The following is a 21,014-nucleotide window of genomic DNA, read 5'->3' as shown; positions in this document are numbered from 1 at the left end:
GGACATTGGTTGAATCAAGCTATCGAGGTCGCTAACGAACCCGCCCGGCACAACTGGCCGGGCGGGACGTGGATCAGGTACCGCTCTGCAGCAGCATCGCCCGCACATGGCCAATGGCCTTGGTCGGGTTCAGCCCCTTGGGACAGACCGCCACGCAGTTCATGATCGACCGGCAGCGGAACACGCTGAACGGATCGTCCATGGCCGCCAGACGCTCCTGGGTCTTGGTGTCACGGCTGTCGGCCAGGAAGCGATAGGCCTGCAGCAGCGCGGCGGGGCCGAGGAACTTGTCGGGGTTCCACCAGAAGGACGGGCAGGACGTCGAGCAGCAGGCACACAGGATGCACTCGTACAGACCATCGATCTTCTCGCGGTCTTCCGGGCTCTGCAGGCGCTCGATGGCCGGGGCCGGAGTCTCGTTCTGCAGGAACGGCTTCACCTTCTCGTACTGCTTGTAGAAGATGCTCATGTCGACGACCAGGTCACGGATGACCGGCAGGCCGGGCAGCGGGCGCACGACCAGCTTGTCGTTCTTGACCACGGCCGACAGCGGCGTGATGCACGCCAGGCCGTTCTTGCCGTTGATGTTCATGCCGTCGGAGCCGCACACGCCTTCGCGGCAGGAACGACGGTAGGAGAAGCCTTCATCCTGCTCTTTGATCAGAGCCAGGACGTCCAGCACCATGAGGTCCTTCCCACCGGTATCGACCTGGAACTCCTGCATGGACGGCAGGCCGTCCTGATCCGGGTTGTAACGATAAACGCTGACTTTCAACATGGTGGTCACCTTTAGTAAGTCCGAACCTTGGGTTCGAACATCGGTACGGTCTTGGGCGCGAAGTTGACTCCACGCTTACTGACCCGCTTTTCACCGGGGAAATAGAGGGTGTGGCACAGCCAGTTCTCGTCGTCACGCTCTTCGAAGTCTTCACGGGCGTGAGCACCACGGGACTCCTTGCGGTTCTCGGCGGCGATGGCGGTCGCTTCGGCCACTTCCAGCAGGTTCTGCAACTCGAGCGCCTCGATACGGGCGGTGTTGAAGCCCTGGCTCTTGTCGTTGATCTTGACCTTGGCGATACGCTCGCGCAGATCGGCCAGCTCGGCGATGCCCTTCTGCATGTACTCGCCGGTGCGGAACACCCCGAAGTAGTTCTGCATGCAGGTCTGCAGCTGCTTGCGCAGCGTGGCGACGTCGTCGCCAGTGGTCCGCTCGTTGACGCCGGACAGACGCTGCAGCGAGGCTTCCAGGTCGCTTTCCGAGGCACCGCGGTGCTCGATGCCGTCCTTGAGCGCCTTCTCCAGGTGCAGACCGGCCGCACGACCGAAGACCACCAGGTCCAGCAGCGAGTTGCCACCCAGACGGTTGGCGCCGTGCACGGACACGCAAGCCACTTCGCCCACGGCGAACAGGCCTTCGATGATCCTGTCGTTGCCATTGGCATCCTGAGTGATGGCCTGACCATGAATGTTGGTGGCGATGCCGCCCATCATATAGTGGCAGGTGGGGATCACGGGCACTGGTGCGACGACCGGGTCGACGTGGGCAAAGGTCTTGGATAGTTCGCAGATACCGGGCAGACGGCTGTGCAGCACGTCTTCACCCAGGTGGTCCAGCTTCAGCAGCACGTGGTCGCCATCCGGACCGCAACCGTTGCCGGCCAGCACTTCCTTGACCATGGAACGGGCGACCACGTCACGGCCGGCCAGGTCCTTGGCGTTGGGCGCATAGCGCTCCATGAAGCGCTCGCCGTGCTTGTTGATCAGATAGCCACCCTCACCGCGGCAACCCTCGGTGACCAGCACCCCGGCGCCGGCGATGCCGGTGGGGTGGAACTGCCACATCTCGATGTCCTGCACCGGCACACCGGCGCGCAGCGCCATGCCGACACCGTCACCGGTGTTGATCAGGGCGTTGGTGGTGGAGGCATAGATACGGCCCGCGCCGCCGGTGGCCAGCACGGTGGCCTTGGCCTTGACGTAGACGGTCTCGCCGGTCTCGATGCAGATGGCGATGACCCCGACGATGACGCCGTCCTGGTTCTTCACCAGATCCACGGCGTACCACTCGTTGAGGAACACCGTGTTGTTCTTCAGGTTGCCCTGATAGAGGGTGTGCAGCAGGGCGTGACCGGTACGGTCGGCCGCGGCGCAGGTCCGCGCGGCCTGGCCGCCCTTGCCGTAGTCCTTGGACTGGCCGCCGAAGGGACGCTGATAGATGCGGCCCTGCTCGGTGCGGGAGAACGGCAGACCCATGTGCTCGAGCTCGAAGACCGCTTCCGGGCCTACGGAGCACATGTACTCGATGGCGTCCTGGTCACCGATGTAGTCCGACCCCTTGACGGTGTCGTACATGTGCCAGCGCCAGTCATCGTTCGGGTCGGCCGAGGCGATGGCGCAGGTGATGCCGCCCTGGGCGGACACGGTGTGGGAACGGGTCGGAAAGACCTTGGTGATCACCGCGGTCTTGTGACCGGACTGGGCCAGCTGCAGCGCTGCGCGCATACCGGCGCCGCCGCCACCTACGATGATGGCATCAAACGAGATATGACGAATTGTGGACATAGATCAAACACCCCAGAAGATCTGCACGCCCCAGACGAAGAACGCGAACATCGCGAACCCGCATACCGCCTGGAAGAGGAAACGCACGGCGGTAGCGCCCTTGCCGATAGCCATGGTGGTCAGGTAGTCGGTGGAGATGGTCCACATACCAACCCAGGCATGAACGCAGACGGACACCAGCGCCAGCAGGCTGAAGATGCGCATCAGGGTGTGGGAGAACAGGCCGTGCCATTGCTCGAAGGTGAGCCCTGGATGAAGGATCAGGTAGCCGATGATAAAGAGGAAGTAGACCGCGAGGACGACTGCCGAGACCCGTTGAGCCATCCAGTCATAGAGACCGGAACGCGAAAGATTGGTGACGTTGGTTACCATACCCAAACCCCTGCCAGAATGATCAGAACTGCGGAAATGACCAGCACAAGCTGCGCACCCAGCTTGCCGCCCTGCAGGGTTTCGCCGGCGCCACCATCCATGATCAGGTGCCGAATGCCGGCGACCAGGTGGTAGAGCAATGCAGACAGCAGACCCCAGATCACGAGCTTGACCAGCGGATAGGCCAGAAAAGCTTTCACTTGGCCGAAGCCTTCCGGACTGCCCAGGGACAGGTGCAGGCCATAGAGCATGACTGCAATGCCGAGGAACAGGATGACGCCGGAGATACGGTGAAGAATCGAGGTATAAGCTGTGATAGGTAGTTTGATGGTCCTGAGATCTAGGTTTACAGGTCGTTTGCTATTCACGGCTTCTTTCACACTGAGGGCCCAATTGCGGTCGGGCTAGTTATAGGAGATTCCACATCTGCTACGCGCTTCCTGTTGGAAGCGTCTCGACCGCTCGGCATCAGCTCGCCGACCCGGTACGGTCGGGCGAGAATTATAGACAGTTAGCCTACTCATGACAAACGCGGATGCCCGATTCCGACGTCGCCAGCTGATATTCAGAAGCCTGCGTGTTAAGGTCTTTTCGCCGCACAATCCGCCCAGAAAGAGCCTTTAGGGTGATATTTTCGTAAATTGACTTTCAAATTTATCCCTCTATAGTGGGCGAGGCCCTGAGTGGAGGGTTTATTGATGATTTCAAAGCAAAATAAGGAGGCCTAATGGCTGACAAGAAAGCGCAGTTGATCATCTCGGGAGCGGATCCGGTTGACCTGCCCGTTATGTCCGGCACCCTTGGCCCGGACGTGATCGATGTTCGCAACCTCACCTCCACTGGTGTGTTCACCTTCGACCCGGGCTTCATGTCCACTGCCTCGTGCGAGTCCAAGATCACCTATATCGACGGTGACAAGGGCATCCTGCTGCACCGGGGCTACCCGATCGAGCAACTGGCGGAGAAATCCGACTACCTCGAGACCTGTTACCTGCTGCTCAAGGGTGAATTGCCGAACGCGCAAGAAAAGGCGCAGTTCGTTGATACCATCAAGAACCACACCATGGTTCACGAGCAACTGAAGAACTTCTTCAACGGCTTCCGCCGCGATGCGCACCCCATGGCGATCATGTGCGGTGTGGTCGGCGCCCTCTCGGCCTTCTATCACGACTCCCTGGACATCACCGATCCGCAGCACCGCGAGATTTCGGCGATGCGCCTGATCGCCAAGATGCCGACCCTGGCAGCCATGGTGCACAAGTACTCCATGGGTCAGCCGATGATGTATCCCCGCAACAACCTGGGATACGCGGAAAACTTCCTGCACATGATGTTCAACACCCCGTGCGAGGAAAAACCGATCAGCCCGGTGCTGGCCCGCGCCATGGATCGCATCTTCATCCTGCATGCCGATCACGAGCAGAACGCCTCCACCTCCACCGTCCGCCTGGCCGGTTCGTCGGGCGCCAACCCCTTCGCCTGTATCGCTGCCGGTATCGCCGCCCTCTGGGGCCCGGCGCACGGCGGTGCCAACGAAGCGGTATTGAAGATGCTGGACGAGATCGGCGATGTGGCCAACATCGACAAGTTCGTGGCCAAGGCCAAGGACAAGAACGATCCGTTCAAGCTGATGGGCTTCGGCCATCGCGTCTACAAGAACTTCGATCCGCGCGCCACGGTGATGAAGCAGACCTGCGACGAAGTCCTGGCCGAGCTCGGCATCAACGATCCGCAGCTGGAACTGGCCATGCGCCTCGAAGAACTAGCCCGCAAGGACCCCTACTTCGTCGAGCGCAACCTCTACCCGAACGTGGACTTCTACTCCGGCATCATCCTCAAGGCGATCGGCATCCCGACCAGCATGTTCACCGTGATCTTCGCCATGGCGCGGACCGTCGGCTGGATCTCGCACTGGCAGGAAATGCTGTCCGGTCCCTACAAGATCGGCCGGCCGCGCCAGCTGTACACCGGCGTTGCCCAACGCGACATCTCGGACGATCGCGGCTGATCGATCCGCCAGGAAGAACCCCGCTTCGGCGGGGTTTTTTTATGCCTGCAGGACCTGGATCGAAGTCGGACACTAGAAACGCCAGGCATGAAAAAGCCCGCACAAGGCGGGCTTTTTCGAGTCTGGATCAGGCAGCTTACTTGGCCTGAGCTTCGACTTCGGCTTCTACGCGACGGTTGACGGCGCGACCGGCTTCGGTGGCGTTGTCAGCAACCGGGCGGGATTCGCCGTAACCAACAGCGTTCACGCGGCCGCCCTGCACGCCGTACTGGTTAACCAGGACGTTACGCACGGCGTTGGCACGACGCTCGGACAGCTTCTGGTTGTAGGCGTCGGTGCCGACGGAGTCGGTGTGGCCTTCAACGGTGGTCGAGGTCTGCGGGTACTGCTGCATGAAATCAGCCAGGTTCTTGATGTCGGCGTAGCTGTTGGGCTTGACCACGGCCTTGTCGAAATCGAATTTCACGTCCAGCTCGACGCGAACGGTTTCGGCAGCAGCCGGGCAGCCGGTAGCGTCAACGGTGACGTTGGCCGGGGTGTTCGGGCACTTGTCGACGTTGTCGCAGACGCCGTCGTTGTCGGAATCGGTGCAGACGTCAGCAACGGGGGCCGGAGCCGGAGCCGGAGCGACTTCTTTCTTGGTGGAACCACCGAAGTTCAGACCAACACCTACAGCAGCGCTCCACTCGGTGTCGCCGTAGTCGATGTTGTAGTTAGCTTGCACGCCGGTACGGGCATACAGGTTCTCGGTGAAGTAGTACTTCAGGCCGGCACCTAGGTTGGCGTAGGTGGAGCGGTCACGACCACCTTCGTTGATGTCGCGGTTGCTGATGGACTGGTGAGCGAAGCCACCGGACACGTACGGACGCAGGCCGACGCCGGGCTGACCGAAGTGGTAGTAGGCATCCAGAGCGGCCAGGCTGCCCTTGATGTTCTTGTGACCCAGGTCGTGGTCGCCACGGGCGTTGTGGTACTCACCGTAGGACAACGCCAGCTCAACGTCATCGGTCAGGAAGTAGCCAACGGAACCGCCGTACAGGTCAGCGTTGGTCATGTTGCGCTGGCTGTCGGTGAACAGACGGCTGCCGAACAGCTCGGTCTCGACGGCGCCTTGACCTTGTGCCAGGGCGCTCAGCGAGGCGCTTGCCAGCAGGGAGCCGATAACGACGCCCAAGGTGCTCTTCAGTTTCATCCTTTGTATCCCCATTTTAGTGGTACTAATTCCGGCAATCTCCGGAGGCTTCGACAACAAGTTTTCGTGAAGTTCAAAAACTTACGGCTGACACATCCGGTCAGCCCTCAACTTCAGCTGCGAACTTGTCACGCAGTTTGTCGAGTGCCCGCTTGTACCGCATCTTGGTGGCACTGAGGCCCATGCGCATGATGTCGGCGATCTCCTGGAACTCCAGCTCTGCGACGAAGCGCAGCACCAGGATCTCCCGATCGACCTGACCCACATGGACCAGCCAGCGATCCATCCCTCCCTTCTCTTCCAGCTTCGGCGCCCGTTCCTCGGAGGCTTCCTCCATCGGATCCAGACTTAATGCCTCCACCAGCCGCCGCTTGCGGCGTTCCTTGCGGTACTGAGTGATGCACTCGTTGTAGGTGATGCTGTACAGCCAGGTCTTGAATTTCGATTTCCCCTCGAAATTCTTCAAACCGTAAAGCACCTTCAGCATGATCTCCTGGCAGACATCGTCTGCATCCCGGTCGTTCCCCAGGTAGCGGGCACAGACGTTGAACAGGGTGCGCTGATAACGGCGCATCAGTTCTTCGTAGGCTCGCGTCACGTGGAAGAGTTCACCATGCGCACGCTGGACCAGCTCTTCATCACTGAGCGTAGTCGGGTCGTAGGCATGAGGGGCAGGCTTGTTCAAGACGGAGTTGGCTACCAAAAAGTGGCGGGCATGATAGCCATCTCCGCGGCGCCTGTCAGCGGCTGCGCACCTGAGCCTCCAGCAATAGACGGTTCGGAACCGAAACGATATCGCCTTCCTCGGTCATGATGAGGGTCTTGGCGGTCCCGATTTCCTCGATCTCGCCTTCGACGTCCGCCAGGGTCACCCACTGGCCGACTTCGTAGAGTTCGCGCACATAGATGCCGGCCAGAATCTGCGACACCAGCCCCCGGCTGCCCAGACCCAGGGCCAGGGCGGCGGCCAGGGCGAAGGCGGTGAGCACGATGGCGATGACCAGGTTCAGCAGCTCGGTCTTGATCTCCAGCTGACCGACCGCGACCGAAATCGAAATGATGATGACCAGGCCCTGGGCCAGGCGCCCAAGCCCCGCGGCGTAGTCCAGGCCGACACCCTCGGCGGCGCCGTGGACCAGGCCACTGACCAGTTGCGCCAGCAGCACGCCAACGATGAGCACCAGGGCCGCACCAAAGATCTTGGGCACATAGAGCGCCATGACGTCCAGGGTGGAGGACACGCGCTGCAGGCCCAGGGATTCGGCGGCCGACACCAGGAACACCAGCAGGACAAACCAGTAGACGATCCGGCCGATCAGGGTGGTGACCGGGATGCGGATGCCGATCTTGGCCAGTTGCTTGGTCACACCGGCACCGGCAAGGATGCGATCCAGGCCGAGCTTGGCGAGTACCTTCGACAGCACGGTGTCGAGAATCTTGGCGACGGCGAAGCCGGCGAGGATCACCACCAGGGCGCCGAAGACGTTGGGAATGAAACCGGCCACCTTGCTCCACAGGGTGGTCATGGCGGACAGCAGACTCTGGGTCCAGATATCGAATTCCATCTACTTCAGGATCTCCGGGGAAGATTCGCTACGCCGGGTGCGACGGGAGCGCGGCTTCAGATGAGGGGCACCGTTGCCCAGCGCCAGCAGCAGCACCGATACCCAGTGCCGCCCGATCAGATCGAACAGCGCACCCGCGCCCACCTGACGGTTGGCGGTCTTGAGCACCCGGTGCAAGCGCGCCTGGTCATCGCCCTCCTCGTCCTGAGCGTTGGCCGGGGTATTGAGGAGCGCCTTGAGGGACGCTTCGAAAGGATCGTGCATAAGCACCTCGCTGGTCGTTTCCTCTTGACGCAACGAGGTGGAGGCGGGTCACAGCCAGCGCAGTCGGCGAAACAGCCAGACCTGGAAGATCGACACCGCCGCGATCAGCAGGCAGGCGGCCACGAAGCCGAAGGGAGACGACGAACCCGGCAGGCCGCCCATGTTCATCCCCAGCAGACCGGTGATGAAGCTGATGGGCAGGAAGAAGCCGGTGATGATGGCCAACAGATAGAGGGTGCGATTGGTCTTTTCCGTGGTCGCCCGCTGTTCGGCGTCCTGTAGCAGCGCCACCCGCTCGCGCATCACCTCGAGCTCTTCCAGGTTGCGCACCAGGCTGTTGTGCAATTCGCTCCAGTAGCCCTGACTGGCCGCCTCGACGAACCAGGCGGGCTTGCCACGGGCCAGATCGCCATAGATGTCGCGCTGCGGGGCCAGGTAACGGCGCAGCCCGGTCGCACGACGCCTGAGGGTGAGCACCTGGGCATGGTCGGGCAGGCTGTTCTCGTCCTGGTCGACCTGCTCTTCGAGACCATCGAGCTGGTCGGACAGACCGCGCACCAGGTCATCGACCCGGCTGGTCATGTAGCTGGCGAGATAGAGCACCAGTTCCTCGGCGCTCTGGGCGCCGATGCCCGCTTCCAGGTCTTCCTGGACCTCGGCGGCAGCCTTCATGGGTCTCATGCGCAGCGAGATCACCCGGCGCTTGTCGACGAATACCCGCAGCGACACCATGTCTTCGGGCACGGCGCCGGGATTGAGGTTCACCCCGCGCAGGAACAGCAGCAGGCTGTCGTCGGGCTGATTGACCAGCCGCGGGCGGGTCGCCTCTTCCAGCAGCAGGTCGCAGGCGAATTCGCTCAGGCCGCTGGATTGCCGGAGCCAGGCCTGGGCTTCGGGAACGCTGCGATCCCAGTGCAGCCAGAGCACTTCGCCGGGGCCCGGCTCGGCCTCGGCCAGCTCCCGGCGACTCAGGCGTCTTCCGCCGCCACGGCCATCGAGGAGATAGCCATAGATGAGGCCCTGTTCCACATCGCTGTCGTACTGCTGCATCTGAGATCTCGTGCAGGGATCGCGACCGCTTCCGGTCAAGCAATCCGGCAAAGGCGGCCCTGGGCAGGGCGCAGGCGCCACCTTCGTGGGGAATGAGGGAATTAATCCTGGAAAGGCTCACCCCGCCGTTGCCCGGCGGGGTGAGCCCCGGGATCAGGCGTTGCCTTCAGCCAGGAAGAACCAGGTGTCGAGCACGGAGTCGGGGTTGAGCGAGACGCTCTCGATGCCCTGCTCCATCAGCCACTTGGCCAGGTCTGGGTGATCCGAGGGACCCTGACCGCAGATGCCGATGTACTTGCCGGCCCGGTTGCAGGCGGCGATGGCATTGGCCAGCAGCTTCTTGACCGCCGGATTACGCTCGTCAAACAGGTGGGCGATGATGCCGGAGTCGCGATCCAGGCCCAGGGTGAGCTGGGTCAGGTCGTTGGAGCCGATGGAGAAGCCGTCGAAGTGCTCGAGGAACTCGTCCGCCAACAGGGCGTTGGAGGGCAGCTCGCACATCATGATCACGCGCAGGTCGTTCTCGCCGCGCTTGAGGCCGTTCTCGCCGAGCAGCTCGACCACGCGCGCCGCCTCGTCCAGGGTGCGCACGAAGGGCACCATGAGCTCGACGTTGGTCAGGCCCATCTCTTCACGCACCTTCTTCATGGCGCGACATTCCAGCTCGAAGCAGTCGCGGAAGTTCTCGCTGATGTAGCGGGAAGCGCCGCGGAAGCCCAGCATGGGGTTCTCTTCCTCGGGTTCGTAGAGCTTGCCGCCGATCAGGTTGGCGTACTCGTTGGACTTGAAGTCCGACAGGCGCACGATGACCTTTTTCGGCCAGAAGGCGGCGGCCAGGGTAGAGACCCCTTCCACCAGCTTCTCGACATAGAAGCCGACCGGATCCGAGTACCCGGCGATGCGCTTGTCGACGCTTTCCTTCACCTCGAAGGGCAGGCTGTCGTAGTTCAGCAGCGCCTTGGGGTGCACGCCGATCATGCGATTGATGATGAATTCGAGGCGCGCCAGACCCACGCCGGCGTTGGGCAGCTGGGCGAAATCGAAGGCACGGTCGGGGTTGCCGACGTTCATCATGATCTTGAACGGCAACTCGGGCATGGCATCCACCGAGCTCTTGCGGATGTCGAAATCCAGCTCACCTTCGTAGATCAGGCCGGTATCGCCCTCGGCGCAGGAGACGGTGACGGTCTGGCCTTCCTTGAGCAGGCTGGTGGCATTGCCGCAGCCGACCACCGCCGGGATACCCAGCTCGCGGGCGATGATGGCGGCGTGGCAGGTACGACCGCCACGGTTGGTGACGATGGCACTGGCGCGCTTCATCACCGGCTCCCAGTCGGGATCGGTCATGTCGGAGACCAGGACATCGCCGGGCTGGACACGGTCCATCTCGCTGACGTCGCGGATGATCTTGACCTTGCCGGCGCCGATGCGCTGGCCGATGGCACGGCCTTCCACCAGCACCTGGCCCTTGTCCTTGAGCAGGTAGCGCTCCATGACGGTGGCGCTGGCCCGGCTCTTCACCGTTTCAGGGCGGGCCTGGACGATGTAGAGCTTGCCGTCGTCGCCGTCCTTGGCCCATTCGATGTCCATCGGCCGACCATAGTGGCGCTCGATGATCAGCGCCTGCTTGGACAGTTCGGTGACCTCGGCGTCGGTGATGGAGAAACGCGCGCGATCCGCGGGCTCGACATCGACGGTACGGACGGAGCGGCCGGCCTTGGCTTCTTCGCCATAGACCATCTTGATCGCCTTGCTGCCCAGGTTGCGCCTGAGGATGGCCGGGCGACCGGCTTCCAGGGTGGGCTTGTGTACATAGAATTCGTCCGGGTTCACCGCGCCCTGCACCACGGTCTCGCCGAGACCATAGGCGGCGGTGACGAAGACCGCATCGCGGAAACCGGATTCGGTATCCAGGGTGAAGAGCACGCCGGCGGCGCCGGTCTCGGAACGCACCATGCGCTGCACGCCGGCGGACAGGGCGACCAGCTTGTGATCGAAGCCCTGGTGGACGCGGTAGGCGATGGCGCGGTCATTGAAGAGGGAGGCGAAGACTTCCTTGGCCGCGCGAATGACGTTGTCGACGCCGCGGATGTTGAGGAAGGTTTCCTGCTGGCCGGCAAAGGAGGCGTCCGGCAGGTCTTCGGCGGTCGCCGAGGAGCGCACGGCCATGGCGAGATTGGGGTTGCCGGCCGAGATCTCGGCGAAGGCCCGGCGAATCTCGGCATCCAGGCGCTCGGGGAAAGGTGCGTCCATGACCCACTGGCGGATCTGGGCGCCGGTCCTGGCCAGGGCGACGACGTCGTCGACATCCAGGGCATCGAGGGCGGCGTGGATACGCTCGTTCAGCCCACTCTGCTCAAGGAAATCGCGATAGGCCTGGGCCGTGGTGGCGAACCCGCCCGGCACGGAGACGCCCGCGTTGGCCAGGTTGGCGATCATCTCGCCGAGAGATGCGTTCTTGCCGCCCACGCGCTCGACGTCGTGCACGCCAAGCTGCTCCAGTGAAATTACATACTCGTCCAAGGTCTTCTCTCCATCTTGTGTCTTTGTGGGAAAGCAGTACGCCTCGGCGCCCGCCCCATGGACAGTGGACGGCGGTAGGTTACAGTGCAGCGATCCCTGCCCCGTACGCCACCAGGACGTCCCTCCATGCAACGAACCGCCTTTTTCATTTCCGACGGTACCGGCATCACGGCCGAAACCCTCGGTCAGAGCCTCCTGGCCCAGTTCGGGGACATCACCTTCAGAAAGATCACGCGCCCCTACGTGGATACGCTGGACAAGGCCAGGGCGATGGTACAGCAGATCAATGCCGCCGCCGTCCAGGACGGTGCGCGACCCATCATCTTCGATACCATCGTCAACCGTGACATCCGGGCCATTCTGGACCAGTCGAACGGGTTCATGATCGACATCTTCTCCACGTTTTTATCCCCGCTCGAACGGGAACTTTCCGCCGAATCTTCGTATTCGGTAGGGAAGTCACATTCGATCATGCACAATAGTCACTACATGGAGCGGATCGAGGCCGTCAATTTCGCACTCGAAAACGACGACGGCGCCCGCACGACCCACTATGCGCAGGCCGATCTGATCCTGGTGGGGGTCTCGCGCTGCGGCAAGACGCCGACCTGCCTCTACATGGCGCTGCAATACGGCATCCGTGCGGCGAACTATCCGCTGACCGAAGAGGACATGGAGCGCCTGCAGCTGCCCGCCTCGCTCAAGACCTACAAGGACAAGCTGTTCGGCCTGACCATCGACGCCGAGCGCCTGGCGGCGATCCGCCACGAGCGCCGGCCCAACAGTCGCTATGCGAGCTTCGCCCAGTGCGAATTCGAACTGCGCGAGGTGGAGAGTCTGTTCCGTCGCGAGAACATCTCCTTCATCAACACCACGCATTTTTCCGTGGAGGAGATCTCGGCGAAGATTCTGGTGGAGAAAGGCGTGGAAAGACGGTTTAAATAGCCGACCACCCTCCTCTTCAGCGCCTGCGTGGCGCGCCAGGCGACCGCCATGAACCTCGTCGATGCCCTGCTGTTCTTTCCGGTCGCCCTGCTCATCGCCCTGACCCCCGGCCCCAACAACTTCTGCTCGCTCGGCAACGGCATCCGCCATGGCGCGGTGACCGCGGGCTTGGCGGCCCTGGGTCGCGATGTGGCCTTCGTGATCTTCCTGGTGATCTCGGCGGTGGGCCTGGGCGCCATGCTGCTGGCTTCGGAGACGGCCTTCACCGTCATCAAGTGGATCGGCGCGCTCTACCTGCTCTACCTCGGCGTGAAGAGCTGGCGCAGCCGGGCCTTCGACGGGCTGGACCTGACCGAGACCGGCGCGGCGCAACCGCGGGCGCTGCACCGACTTATGCTGCAGGAATTCCTCATTGGCATCAGCAATCCCAAGGCGATCCTGTTGTTCGCCGCGGTCTTTCCGCAATTCATCGACCCCAGCCAGCCGACGACCCAGCAGTTCGTCTACCTGGGGGGCACCCATCTGTTCGCGGAAATGGTCGCGGCCTTCGTCTACGGCCTGTTCGGTCGGCAGATCCGCCGCTTCATCCGCGGCCCCCGCGGGGTCCGCCGCCTCAACCAGGCCACCGGGGCCTTCTTTGCCGGCGCCGGCGGTCTGCTGCTGACCGCCCACCGCTGATTCAGGACGACACCAGCCCGGACTGGGCGGCGCCCAGCTTGGCCAGGGCCGCCTCGATCGCCGACCAGGGCTGTTCCCTGGGCGCTACCGGCTTGTCCACGGCTGCCTGGCGAGCGGTCCGCACCAGAGCGTTGAATTCGGCTGTCAGAGCAGCGGCCCGGGCCGTGTCGGCATCCCCGGAAAAGACCGCGGGCGACAGCCAGAGGCGCTCCTGCAGGCGTTCGCCGACCTGGCGGGCGAAGTGCAGCCGCCGCTGCTGGCCGATCTGCCCGGCCGCGGTATCCTCGACCAGGCCCAGCGACAGCGTCTTGTAGGCAGGCAGCCGATCGAGCAGCCCCTGCTGGGCCTGGACCGAACGCGGCCAGTCGACATGCAGCCCCTCCACCGGTAGAGCGACAGCCAGTCCCAGATTGTCGATCAACTCCCCGTGACGCACGCCCAGCAGCTTCTTCAGCGGCTCGCGCTGCAGCAGGTTGTAGGCCCTTTCGAAGGCGGTACGCCAGGCCAGCGGCAGCTCCAGCGCCAGCAGCGGCTCGTCGAGCTGGATCCATTCCACGCCCTGGGCGGCCAACCGCGCGAAGATTTCGCCATAGACCGGCAGCAGCGACTCCAGCAGCTCGAGGCGGTCGAAGGCGGGATCCAGCGAGCGACCGAGCCACAGATAGCTCAGCGGCCCGAGGATTACCGGCTTGACGGCCAGACCAAGCGCCTGGGCCTCGGCGACCTCGTCGAACAGCTGCTCCCAGCCGATGGCAAAGGACTGATCTGAGGTGAATACGGGAACCTGGCAGGTGCCGGCGAACCCGTGATCGTCCGCCGCCTCGATATGGGCGGCAGCGCCTACCAGATAGGAGTGCGCCAGCACCCGATCGCCCCAGCCAGAGTCGCCTACCGCGAGCCACTCACAACCCGCAGCCTGCTGAGCACGCCACGCCTGCCGACGCTGCTGGCGTCCCTGGGCGATCAGGGCGGCACGGTCGCAATCGTAGCGAGACGCCAGGGACGCGTCACCCTGTTGCTCGCTCCGCGCGGAACCCTGGGAATGAATCTTGACCATTGCACACCTCCACCTGACAGGGTGGAGATTGTCTGCTCGCACGACGCATGAAACAAACTCAGGTTTCTTGTGATGAACTCAAGTTTCTCTCATACACCTGGATCAGGGTTTGAAGCGCGCCATGCTGTAGACGTCGGTGAACACCCCATCGCGCAGGGCATAGCGGCGCAGCAGACCTTCTTGTTCGAAACCGAGCTTGCGATAGAGCGCCAGGGCCGGCTCGTTGTCGCTGAAGACGGTCAGCTCGACCCGTTGCAGATTCATCCAGTTGTCGGCGAGGTCGAGCAGGGCCGTCAGCAGCTGGGTGCCGATGCCCTGCCCCTGACAATCGCGGGCTACCCCCATGCCGAGGGCCCCGCAGTGCTGGCGGCGAATGCGCGGCTGCTGTTCGAGACTGGCGCTGCCCACGACCCGCCCCTGCTGCAGGGCGACCAGCGCCACCCGGCCCTCGCGCTCGGCACTCTGCCGTTGCCGCCATTGCTCGGCGGTCTGATAGGGCAATTGCAGCACCTGTCGCGCCACCGCCGGATCGCCATAGAGGGCGGCCAGGCCCTCGGCGTGACGATCGGCATAGCGTTCCAGATGGACGAGCGAGCTGGACATGGGCGGCACTCCTTCGCGGAAGTCCGCAGCTTCGCCCAGGTCCGGGGGATCGGACAAGGGCGAAGCGCAAGCTCGCTAACCGCGTCGCGGGATCAGAGGGTCCACTTCAGGCTGAGCATGACGTTGCGGGGATCGCCGTAGGTGCCACTTCCGGTACCCGTCGGGATGCCCTGCCAGTACTTCTCGTCGAAGATGTTGTTGAAGTTGACCCGGCCATCCCAGTGCTCGTTGAAGCGGTAGCCGGCCATCAGACCCACCAGGGCATAGCTATCCTGCTTGGCTTCGCCGGTGCCGACGCGCTCGAAGGTCTCGCTTTGAGCCTGCAGATCGGCACCGATACGCCAGTTGCTCAGGCTACCCGCGAGTTGATAGCTGGTGGCGGCCTTGAACAGGTGCTTGGGCTGCTCGGGCGCGAAGCGGCGATCCTCGTAGGTGACATCCTTGGTGTATTGGCTGAGTACCAGGGTATAGGCCGCAGACGCCTGCCAGTTTGGCGTCAGCTGGCCGGAGATTTCCGCGTCGATACCGCGACTGCGGACCTCGCCCGCAGCGCTGTAACAGCTCTGCGCGGGGTAGCCAGGGCAGAAGGTGGCCTGGTTGGCTGGCAGGTAGGCACGATTCTCCTGGATGGTGTCGAACAGCGCCACGGAGGCATTCAGCGCGCCATCGAAATAGGCGCCCTTGAGACCGATCTCGTAGCTTCTGCCAGTCATGGGTTCCAGGACCGAACCTCCGGTGTTCTGCTCGCTTTGCGGCTTGAAGATCTCGGTATAGCTGGCATAGACCGAATAGGTGTCGTTCAGGTCGTAGATGATGCCGGCATAGGGCGTGACTTCGCGGGTGGCCTTGTAGTCGTTGTCACTGTAAAGGTTGTCGAAGTCATACCAGCTGACTCGTCCCCCGACGATGACGTGCAGCGGGTCCACCGGATTGAAGCGCGCTGCCGCATACACCGCCTCTTCGGTGGTGGTGTTCTTGCTGGCATAGGGCGTCAGCGTGTCCTTGGCCGGTTTGACGATGCTGCTGGGGCGGAAGTTGTAGATATCCACCGGAGTGGCACCCGAGTAGCCGCCACGCTGATAGAACTTATCCTGCCGCCGACTGATCCCGGCCATCAGTTCGTGCTCGCGACCCAGCAACTGGAAGGGCCCGCTCACCGAAGCATCAAGGTTGAGCTGATCGGAATCGGTGCGATAGGCGCCGGAGGCGGTACCAAAGTCACTGACCGAACTGTAGCTAAAGTCCGCGGCCGTGGACGTCAGGTAGTTGGAGTAGGTATCGGAATTGGCCCAGACCTGCTGCGCCGCCAGCTTGGCCTTCCAGCCGTTGTCGAAGGTGTGGGTGATGTCGGAGAACAGGGTGTAGTTGTCCTGATCCCAGTAGGCCCAGTCGCCGCTCAGGAAGGTGGAACGTGAGAGGTGCAGGTTTTCACCATTGGGACCGCTGGGCAGGCTGCCCCAGTCGGAGGTCTTGTCCTCGCGCTGCTTGGAGGCGCCGATGGTCCAGGTGGTGGCGTCGCTGAGATCCGCCTCGAGGACGCCATAGAAGGTCTGGCGCTTGCGCTCGCGCACGTCCTGGAAGCTGTGGCCGTCCTCGTAGGCGGCCACGGCGCGACCGCGCAGGGTGCCGGCCTCGTTGAGCTTGTTGGAGGCGTCGACCTCGGTACGGTAGCGGTCCCAGCTGCCGGCGCTGGTGGTGACGCTGACCTGCGGGAAGGCGGTCGGGCGCTTGCGCACCAGATTCAGGGTGGCCGAGGGATCGCCGGCGCCGGTCATCAGGCCGGTGGCGCCGCGGACCACCTCGACACGGTCGTAGATGGACAGATCGGCCGAGGACAGGCTGTCGAGGGTGAAGGTCCCGGCCGTGGTGGGCAGGCCGTCGTACATGACGTTGTCGATACGGAAGCCGCGGGAGAGGAATTCCTGGCGGTCGCCGCCGAATTTGCGCAGCGTTACGCCCGGGGCATATCTGACCACATCATTGAGATCGGTCATGCCCTGGTCTTCCATGCGCTGCCGGGTGATGACGCTCACCGACTGGGGCGTCTCCCGGATCGACAGCGGCAGGCCGGTGGAGGTGCTCATGGCGCCGGTGGTGTAGGAGCGCGTCCCTTCGGTGGTCGTCCGGCCCGTCAGGGAGCCATCGTCCGCGCTGATGGTGGTGGCCTCCAGCGCCACGCTGCCGGCCGCCGCCTGGGTGGCCACCGGGGCGACGGTCGCGACCGAGCCGCTGACCGAGGCCGCCAGGCCACTGCCCGCCAACAGGCGCTGCAGGGCGACATCCGGCTCCATCCGCCCCGCCAGTGCCGGCGCTCGCTTGCCCACCAGGGCAGCAGGATCGTAGTTCACCTGGAAGCCACTCGCGCGCGCGAAGCTCTGCAAGGCATCGGCCAGCGGCTGCGCCGGTTGCGACAGCGCCACGGGGGCGGCCTGGGCGAGCGTCGCCACGCCCAGGGAGACGGAAAGCGCGATGAGGCGAAGGGAGAAGAGCTGCATGTCGTTGGTCGTCCTCTAGGGAAACACCGACCCGTCCGTACCCCACGTAAGGACTCGCTGGAGGCTTTCCAGGGACCGGTATCCGTTGCCGTCTTGCGCGGCGGAACGCAGGCTATGCAACCTGGATGCATCTGTAAATGCAAATTAATATCATAAGCGAACGCAAAGCAGCCGATTGCACTTAGGAAGCGCTCAAGGACGCGCCTCTGCAGGTGTCGGCCTTCCATCGCCCTGCCTGGACTATTTTCGAGGAAATGTTTCAAGGAAACAGGGACTGCCCTGCCTAGTTTGCGCGGCAGTGGGCAAAGCTGTTGCGCGAGCGGCGGTCTGTCGGTGGTGTGAAGGCGGGCTTGGAAACAGAGCGCGGCGACTGGGGAAAGCTGCAGACGGCGGCGGGCCGGTTCAGACCAGCCGCCTGGAGCCACCCACCCCCTCATCATGAAAGCGCTGGGCGATGGCGCAGATCTGCGGCTCGATGGCCAGGAAGGCGTCGAGCACCAGGGGATCGAAGGTGCTGCCGCGCATCTCGCGCATCATCTGCAGCGAATCCGCATGGCTGAACGGCTCCTTGTAGCAGCGCCGACTGATCAGGGCATCGTAGATATCGGCCACCGCCATGATCCGGCCGGCCAGCGGGATGCCGGTACCGGACAGTCCGTTGGGATAGCCGCTGCCATCCCACTTCTCGTGGTGGGTGCTGGCGATCTCGGCGGCCAGGGCAAGGAAATTGTCATCCTCCAGATGGCTGGCCGTGCTGAGGATGATCTGCCGACCGAATTCGGCATGCCGCTGCATCACCTGCATCTCCTCCGGCGTCAGCCGGCCGGGCTTGAGCAGGATGGCATCCGGCACGCCGACCTTGCCGATGTCGTGCAGGGGCGCGGACAGGAACAGCAGCTTGATGTAGTCGGGCGTGAGTTGCTCCGGCGCGTGGCCGGACTGCCGCAACTGCTCGGCGATAGCGCGAACGTAGTACTGGGTGCGCTTGATATGGGCACCGGTCTCGGGATCCCGGGTCTCGGCGACCGCCGCCATGGACTCGATGGTGACCTGCCGCGAGCGTTCCAGCTGCCGGCGCCAGCGCTCTTCGTGCTGGCGCGCCAGGATGATCCGGGTGATCAGCGCCAGCGCCGAGAGCATCGCCACCAGCAACAAGGGTGCGGCCAGCGGCAGGAAGACGTCATGGCGAACGAACAGCCAGGCGCCCAGCAGCTGCGGCAGGACGACCAAGGCGGCCGCCAACAGGGCGAAGCGACGCTGACTGCGATTGAAGAGAAAGCCAACGGCAAGCAGCAGGCCGCCTGTCAGGCAGAGCACCAGTTGCAGCACGCCGGCGAACTGGGGAATTCGTACCAGGGCATCGTCCAGCAGGTCCTGGGTCAGGGCGGCCTGCAGCCTGACGCCGGAAAAGATCTGGCCCAGCGCCGTCGTGTGCAGGTCGTTGAAGCCCGCGGCCGAGACGCCGACGAAGACGACCTTGCCCTTGAGGGTGGCCGGGGCCACCGCGCCGCTGAGCACCGCCAGGGCCGAGACTTCCGGATAGTGCTCGGCCCCGCTGTGCAGCCGCAGCAGCGCCTGGCCTTCGCGATCGAGTGGCAACCGATGATCACCGAGTCGCAGCGTCGGCCCGGCAAGGCCGCTCTCCACCACGCCCTCGTTCAGCCCCAGGGCGCGCAGGGTGGCGGCCAGCGCCAGACTCGGATGGAGGATGCCCTGATGACTGAGCAGCAGGGGGACGCGCCGCAGGATGCCATCGCTGTCACGCTGGCTGTTGATGAAGCCACTGAAGCGCGTCTGGCTGGCGATGGGGGCCACATTGTCCAGCGCGCCTCTGGCTTCGGGCAGCTGTAGGGCGTCGAGGGCGCCCGTGAAGCCGACCCCTGGCCGTAGCCCGCCGGAGACGGGTTGCTGCAGATCGAGAAAGAAGAAACGGGCACCGACGGCCCCCGTCTGGCCCATGACGTAGCCGAGATAACCGTCATTGTCCTGCAATTCCGCAGGCACCCCGGAAAAGCTCAGGTCTACACCGAAGTCGTCGCGGAAACTCTGCTGCAAGGCCTTGAGCGAGGTCCGGTCCGGCTCGCTGAACAGGACATCCACGGCGATCGCCGCCGGCTCGGCCTCGGCGATGCGCGAGAGCAGCTGAGCGACCCGGTAGCGGGGCCAGGGCCACTGCCCGAGCGCGGCCAGACTCGCCTCGTCGATGCTGACCACCTGGACATCCGTGGCATCCTCGGTGCTGGCCGCAAGGCGGCTGAGCTGGTCGTAGGCCAGGCGGTCGAGATACTGCAGCGGCGACAACTGCGCCAGGGCAGCGAGGCCGAAGGCCAGCGATAGTCCCAGGCTGACCAGGAACATCCAGGGCGCGCGCCGGCGCAGCAGGGTCGCAACGGGGTTCATGCCCGCGATCCTAGAGAATCAGGACTTCGACACGCCGGTTGCGTGGCTCGGACTTGCCGGGACGGGTCGGTACCAGGGGCACGGTATCGCCGAAAAACTCGACATTGATGCGCAACTTGGGATCGAGCCGCTGCAGCAGACCGGCCACCTTGCGGGCACGCTGCCCCGAGAGGTCGAGGTTGTAGGAAGGCGCTCCCGAGCCATCCGCATGGCCGAATACCGAAATTTCCGTGGGGATGCGCTGCCGTGCCGTTTCCAGCACCTCGGGCAGGAGCGCCTTGGACTGCGGCGTGAGCTCCATGCTGTCGGAGAGGAAGTTGAGCATGTAGGTCTTCGGCGGCGACGGCTGAGCCGCCAGCACCTGTCGATGCTGCTGCTCGAAAAGGGGTTGGGCCACCGCCTGCACAGCGGTCGGCGCCTGCCCCGGTGCGCCCACCGTGACCTCGCCGAAGCCCTGGTCGATGGCCTGGCGACCCGCCGGGCTGGTCACCGAAACGGCGCCGACATGGCCGTCTTCATCGGGCATCAGGATGACCCGTGTCTGCGGTGGCGGCGGGCTGGCACAGCCGCCCAGCAGCAGCGCGGACAACAGCACGCTCAGCAGCAGACGACCAGGGGATGCGACAGCGACCAGCGCGTTCATTGGGCCTGGACCAGGAAACGGGTGCCGCGCACGCCGATGGTCGCGGTCGGCGTTTCGATCTTGACCGTGTCGGGGGCGACCTTGCCGATCTTGCCGGACGAGTAGATGGCGGAGCCCTTGGTCAGGTACAGCGAGAAGCCATAGCGACTGCGCTTGGGTTCGAACAGATAGTCACGCAATTGCACATCGGCGTCGCTGCCCAGGGTGAGCAGGGTGCCGTCGAGGAAGACGATGGCTGCGGTGGCGTCCGGGCCGGCCTGCAGGCGATCGGCCACCTCCAGGGTGGTACCGGCCTGAGCGTCCAGGGTGGCGTTCTGGCGCAGTACCCTGACGTTGCCCGAGACGCTCTTGATCAGCGCCACATGCGCCTCTTCCGCGGCCGTGACCTGCGCAGATCCCAGCAATTGCAGCCCGAGCAGCGCCAATGCGAACAGTGTTGTCTTCATGCTTTCCTGTTCCCTGGATGGAAGGGCGTGGCCGCCGCAGGGCGACGGATTGCCGGCAGGACCTCGGATGGCACCTTGAAGCAGCCTGCTGCGCAGCGGTGAGGGCTCCAGACTCGTGAACCCAGTCACCTTCTACCAGATAAACAAGCCAAGCGGCACGCAAAGTAGTACGAATGGCACCTGGCCACTACTCATGCCATCACGACCCCGC

General features: G+C 63.8%; 19 protein-coding genes. 3 read left to right on the top strand and 16 right to left on the bottom strand.

The genetic code is table 11. From position 1 onward, the window contains the following. Positions 1-73: 73 nt before the first annotated feature. The 4 genes from PVZ77_RS14515 to sdhC are packed head-to-tail and all read right to left on the bottom strand — an operon-like array spanning position 74 to position 3,314. A complete protein-coding gene (locus PVZ77_RS14515) occupies positions 74-778 on the bottom strand; it encodes a succinate dehydrogenase iron-sulfur subunit (RefSeq protein WP_007159253.1) in 705 nt (234 codons plus the stop codon). Between the two features lie 11 nt (positions 779-789). After that, complete coding sequence (gene sdhA, locus PVZ77_RS14510; protein WP_133859675.1) at positions 790-2,562, bottom strand: succinate dehydrogenase flavoprotein subunit; 1,773 nt, start codon at positions 2,560-2,562, stop codon at positions 790-792. Between the two features lie 3 nt (positions 2,563-2,565). Continuing rightward, positions 2,566-2,934, bottom strand: a complete 369-nt coding sequence (sdhD, locus tag PVZ77_RS14505) for a succinate dehydrogenase, hydrophobic membrane anchor protein (RefSeq protein ID WP_133859676.1) — start codon at positions 2,932-2,934, stop codon at positions 2,566-2,568. Next, the gene (gene sdhC, locus PVZ77_RS14500) at positions 2,928-3,314 is read right to left on the bottom strand and encodes a succinate dehydrogenase, cytochrome b556 subunit (RefSeq protein WP_026083585.1); all 387 of its coding nucleotides are present in this window, start codon (positions 3,312-3,314) and stop codon (positions 2,928-2,930) included. Before sdhC ends, sdhD begins: the two co-directional genes overlap by 7 nt. A 347-nt stretch (positions 3,315-3,661) precedes the next feature. Between sdhC and gltA the strand changes: the two genes are divergently transcribed. Then, positions 3,662-4,942, top strand: a complete 1,281-nt coding sequence (gene gltA / locus PVZ77_RS14495) for a citrate synthase (RefSeq protein WP_017638893.1) — start codon at positions 3,662-3,664, stop codon at positions 4,940-4,942. 136 nt (positions 4,943-5,078) lie between these two features. Here the strand turns inward: gltA and PVZ77_RS14490 are convergent, their stop codons facing one another. The 6 genes from PVZ77_RS14490 to ppsA all read right to left on the bottom strand — a co-directional run bounded on the left by PVZ77_RS14490 (position 5,079) and on the right by ppsA (position 11,536). Beyond that, complete coding sequence (locus PVZ77_RS14490) at positions 5,079-6,134, bottom strand: OmpA family protein (protein ID WP_187978798.1); 1,056 nt, start codon at positions 6,132-6,134, stop codon at positions 5,079-5,081. Positions 6,135-6,234: 100 nt separating this feature from the next. Continuing rightward, positions 6,235-6,819, bottom strand: a complete 585-nt coding sequence (sigX, locus tag PVZ77_RS14485) for an RNA polymerase sigma factor SigX (protein WP_273809114.1) — start codon at positions 6,817-6,819, stop codon at positions 6,235-6,237. 55 nt (positions 6,820-6,874) lie between these two features. Further along, positions 6,875-7,699, bottom strand: coding sequence for a mechanosensitive ion channel family protein (locus tag PVZ77_RS14480; protein ID WP_158895487.1), 825 nt, complete (start codon positions 7,697-7,699; stop codon positions 6,875-6,877). Further along, positions 7,700-7,963, bottom strand: coding sequence for a CrfX protein (locus PVZ77_RS14475; RefSeq protein WP_133859679.1), 264 nt, complete (start codon positions 7,961-7,963; stop codon positions 7,700-7,702). A gap of 48 nt (positions 7,964-8,011) precedes the next feature. Further along, positions 8,012-9,013 (bottom strand): zinc transporter ZntB, encoded by a 1,002-nt coding sequence (locus tag PVZ77_RS14470; RefSeq protein ID WP_133859680.1) that lies wholly within the window; start codon positions 9,011-9,013, stop codon positions 8,012-8,014. Between the two features lie 153 nt (positions 9,014-9,166). Continuing rightward, positions 9,167-11,536 (bottom strand): phosphoenolpyruvate synthase, encoded by a 2,370-nt coding sequence (gene ppsA, locus PVZ77_RS14465; RefSeq protein ID WP_273809113.1) that lies wholly within the window; start codon positions 11,534-11,536, stop codon positions 9,167-9,169. Between the two features lie 126 nt (positions 11,537-11,662). Between ppsA and ppsR the strand changes: the two genes are divergently transcribed. Then, complete coding sequence (ppsR, locus tag PVZ77_RS14460) at positions 11,663-12,481, top strand: posphoenolpyruvate synthetase regulatory kinase/phosphorylase PpsR (protein ID WP_133859682.1); 819 nt, start codon at positions 11,663-11,665, stop codon at positions 12,479-12,481. A gap of 48 nt (positions 12,482-12,529) precedes the next feature. Beyond that, positions 12,530-13,159, top strand: coding sequence for a LysE family translocator (locus tag PVZ77_RS14455; protein WP_273809112.1), 630 nt, complete (start codon positions 12,530-12,532; stop codon positions 13,157-13,159). Between the two features lies 1 nt (position 13,160). Here PVZ77_RS14455 and PVZ77_RS14450 read toward each other — a convergent pair whose 3' ends face one another. The 6 genes from PVZ77_RS14450 to PVZ77_RS14425 all read right to left on the bottom strand — a co-directional run bounded on the left by PVZ77_RS14450 (position 13,161) and on the right by PVZ77_RS14425 (position 20,803). Further along, positions 13,161-14,216, bottom strand: coding sequence for a hypothetical protein (locus tag PVZ77_RS14450; protein ID WP_273809111.1), 1,056 nt, complete (start codon positions 14,214-14,216; stop codon positions 13,161-13,163). Between the two features lie 102 nt (positions 14,217-14,318). Next, positions 14,319-14,819, bottom strand: coding sequence for a GNAT family N-acetyltransferase (locus PVZ77_RS14445; RefSeq protein ID WP_273809110.1), 501 nt, complete (start codon positions 14,817-14,819; stop codon positions 14,319-14,321). Positions 14,820-14,911: 92 nt separating this feature from the next. Beyond that, entirely contained in the window at positions 14,912-17,314 is a 2,403-nt protein-coding gene (locus PVZ77_RS14440) for a TonB-dependent siderophore receptor (RefSeq protein ID WP_273809109.1), read from the bottom strand. A 402-nt stretch (positions 17,315-17,716) separates the two neighbouring features. Further along, a complete protein-coding gene (locus PVZ77_RS14435) occupies positions 17,717-19,714 on the bottom strand; it encodes a CHASE2 domain-containing protein (protein ID WP_273809108.1) in 1,998 nt (665 codons plus the stop codon). A gap of 10 nt (positions 19,715-19,724) precedes the next feature. Then, a complete protein-coding gene (locus tag PVZ77_RS14430; RefSeq protein ID WP_273809107.1) occupies positions 19,725-20,357 on the bottom strand; it encodes an OmpA family protein in 633 nt (210 codons plus the stop codon). Next, complete coding sequence (locus tag PVZ77_RS14425) at positions 20,354-20,803, bottom strand: FecR family protein (protein WP_273809106.1); 450 nt, start codon at positions 20,801-20,803, stop codon at positions 20,354-20,356. Before PVZ77_RS14425 ends, PVZ77_RS14430 begins: the two co-directional genes overlap by 4 nt. Positions 20,804-21,014 lie beyond the last annotated feature (211 nt).

The organism is Pseudomonas sp. SHLD1 (assembly GCF_028640935.1).
In the GTDB taxonomy this organism is placed as follows: domain Bacteria; phylum Pseudomonadota; class Gammaproteobacteria; order Pseudomonadales; family Pseudomonadaceae; genus Chryseomonas; species Chryseomonas aestiva.
The sequence above is the reverse complement of the archived record's forward strand: the minus strand, read 5'-3'. Positions and strand labels throughout refer to the sequence as shown.

Bases quoted from the DNA above. Each gene is read 5' to 3' on its own strand.
- PVZ77_RS14445 (WP_273809110.1), bottom strand. From the start codon at position 14,819: ATGTCCAGCTCGCTCGTCCATCTGGAACGCTATGCCGATCGTCACGCC.
- PVZ77_RS14435 (WP_273809108.1), bottom strand. From the start codon at position 19,714: ATGAACCCCGTTGCGACCCTGCTGCGCCGGCGCGCGCCCTGGATGTTC.
- PVZ77_RS14475 (WP_133859679.1), bottom strand. From the start codon at position 7,963: ATGCACGATCCTTTCGAAGCGTCCCTCAAGGCGCTCCTCAATACCCCG.
- PVZ77_RS14440 (WP_273809109.1), bottom strand. From the start codon at position 17,314: ATGCAGCTCTTCTCCCTTCGCCTCATCGCGCTTTCCGTCTCCCTGGGC.
- PVZ77_RS14480 (WP_158895487.1), bottom strand. From the start codon at position 7,699: ATGGAATTCGATATCTGGACCCAGAGTCTGCTGTCCGCCATGACCACC.
- sdhD (WP_133859676.1), bottom strand. From the start codon at position 2,934: ATGGTAACCAACGTCACCAATCTTTCGCGTTCCGGTCTCTATGACTGG.
- PVZ77_RS14425 (WP_273809106.1), bottom strand. From the start codon at position 20,803: ATGAAGACAACACTGTTCGCATTGGCGCTGCTCGGGCTGCAATTGCTG.
- PVZ77_RS14490 (WP_187978798.1), bottom strand. From the start codon at position 6,134: ATGAAACTGAAGAGCACCTTGGGCGTCGTTATCGGCTCCCTGCTGGCA.
- PVZ77_RS14450 (WP_273809111.1), bottom strand. From the start codon at position 14,216: ATGGTCAAGATTCATTCCCAGGGTTCCGCGCGGAGCGAGCAACAGGGT.
- PVZ77_RS14430 (WP_273809107.1), bottom strand. From the start codon at position 20,357: ATGAACGCGCTGGTCGCTGTCGCATCCCCTGGTCGTCTGCTGCTGAGC.
- PVZ77_RS14515 (WP_007159253.1), bottom strand. From the start codon at position 778: ATGTTGAAAGTCAGCGTTTATCGTTACAACCCGGATCAGGACGGCCTG.
- PVZ77_RS14470 (WP_133859680.1), bottom strand. From the start codon at position 9,013: ATGCAGCAGTACGACAGCGATGTGGAACAGGGCCTCATCTATGGCTAT.
- ppsR (WP_133859682.1), top strand. From the start codon at position 11,663: ATGCAACGAACCGCCTTTTTCATTTCCGACGGTACCGGCATCACGGCC.
- PVZ77_RS14455 (WP_273809112.1), top strand. From the start codon at position 12,530: ATGAACCTCGTCGATGCCCTGCTGTTCTTTCCGGTCGCCCTGCTCATC.
- sdhA (WP_133859675.1), bottom strand. From the start codon at position 2,562: ATGTCCACAATTCGTCATATCTCGTTTGATGCCATCATCGTAGGTGGC.
- gltA (WP_017638893.1), top strand. From the start codon at position 3,662: ATGGCTGACAAGAAAGCGCAGTTGATCATCTCGGGAGCGGATCCGGTT.